We start from the raw sequence: 1675 nt of genomic DNA on the forward strand, positions 1-1675 counted from the left end.
TCACGCGGCTCAAGCCGCGGCAGATATCAAAAATCTGACGCTACACTTCGATGGGTGCTTCTATGTCCTAATTAATACGACGCGAGCGCGGCACTAGCAGGTCAGTACGTTGGGGCCTATTGACCAACCAGACGGACGGAACGAAGTGAGATCGGAGATGCTTCCTTGCCGTTTAGCATTCTTGATCAGCTGCAACACTGTGCCTCTCATGCTCGTATGTCCCTAGCGCTATCTAGTTGGCCACCCTGCCTGTCCTTGAGCCTAGGCATTCGAGTACGGTACTTCTGCTTAAAAACTTACCATACCCTCAGTCAGAGCCTAAAAAGCCACAAGCGACAAAATGCCAATTTTGGCTGTTAAAATTAGTCGGTCTTTTTAATTGTATCTTGCTTACCTGACTGATTGACCTCCTCCGCCACCATCTCATGCGTCTCTCGATGCTGCTGGAGCGCCGCTTGGCGCTCGCGAAAATTTTCGTTGTGCGAGATCGAGCGCTCGCTGCCGTCTGCGGCATAGCTGAGGTTCGCAACAACGAGGGTGGCGGCAAACAGGGCAGTTTTAAGGAACGTCATGGTGTTTCTCCTTCTAGGGTGCAGTGTGGGTATGAGAGCCACTCTAGAGGGGCGCGGCTAACGCCAGGATGAGCCGCGCATTACAATCCTGTCATCCTTCCCCGGGCTGTTCGCGACGGCGCAGGACACTGTGGTAGAGCGCGGGCAGGACCAGCAACGTCAGGGCGGTGGAAGACAGGATGCCGCCGATCACCACGGTCGCCAGCGGCCGTTGTACCTCTGCGCCGGTGCCCGTCGCCAGGGCCATGGGAATGAAGCCCAGCGAGGCCACCAGCGCAGTCATCAGCACCGGCCGCAGGCGGACCAGCGCCCCCTCGCGCACGGCGATGTCCAGCGGCTTGCCCTCCTCCAGCAGGCCACGGATGAAGGAGATCATCACCAGGCCATTGAGCACCGCGACGCCCGACAGCGCGATGAAACCCACGCCTGCCGAGATCGACAGGGGAATGTCCCGCAACCACAACGCCAGCACTCCGCCCGTCAAGGCGAAGGGAATACCGGTAAAGACCACGAGGCCGTCGCGCAGATTGCCGAACATCATGAACAGCAGCACGAACACCAGCAGCAAGGCCACCGGCACCACGAGTTGCAGGCGGGCGGCGGCAGCCTGCAACTGCTCGAATTGGCCACCCCAACTGGTCCAGTAGCCTGCGGGAATCCGTACCTGGTCCGTAATGGCGGCGGTGGCATCCGCCACGAAGCTACCCAGGTCCCGATCGCGAACATTGGCACTGACGATCACCAGGCGCTTGCCGTCTTCACGGCTGATCTGATTCGGCCCCAGCACCGTTTCCAGGCGCGCCACATCGGCCAGGGGAATGAACTCGACGCGGCCTTCCACCGCTGGCAATGGAATGGGCAGGCGCGCCAGCACCGCCGGATCGCTGCGCAGCGTTTCCGGGAGGCGGATCATCAGATCGAAGCGGCGATCACCCTCGAAAAGCGTGCCGGCCTTGCGTCCGCCGAGCGCCGTGGCAATCACATCCTGGATGTCACCGACATTGAGGCCATAACGCGCGGCTCGCTCACGATCGATCTGCACGCTCAGCAGCGGCAACCCCCCGGTCTGCTCCACCTTCACCTCGGCGGCGCCGGTGCCCTTC

2 protein-coding genes are annotated in these 1675 nt (G+C 60.9%); both read right to left on the bottom strand.

The genetic code is table 11. From position 1 onward, the window contains the following. Positions 1-362: 362 nt before the first annotated feature. On the bottom strand, positions 363-572 hold the full coding sequence (locus QKY98_RS23275) for a hypothetical protein (protein WP_017638791.1): 210 nt from the start codon (positions 570-572) through the stop codon (positions 363-365). Positions 573-663: 91 nt separating this feature from the next. Continuing rightward, on the bottom strand, positions 664-1675 hold a 1012-nt coding region (locus QKY98_RS23280), incomplete at its 5' end, for an efflux RND transporter permease subunit (RefSeq protein WP_284671659.1).

It is taken from the genome of Pseudomonas sp. HR1 (assembly GCF_030175875.1).
In the GTDB taxonomy this organism is placed as follows: domain Bacteria; phylum Pseudomonadota; class Gammaproteobacteria; order Pseudomonadales; family Pseudomonadaceae; genus Chryseomonas; species Chryseomonas oryzihabitans.

Excerpts from the sequence above, each read along its gene's own strand:
- QKY98_RS23275 (WP_017638791.1), bottom strand. The coding sequence starts at position 572 with ATGACGTTCCTTAAAACTGCCCTGTTTGCCGCCACCCTCGTTGTTGCG.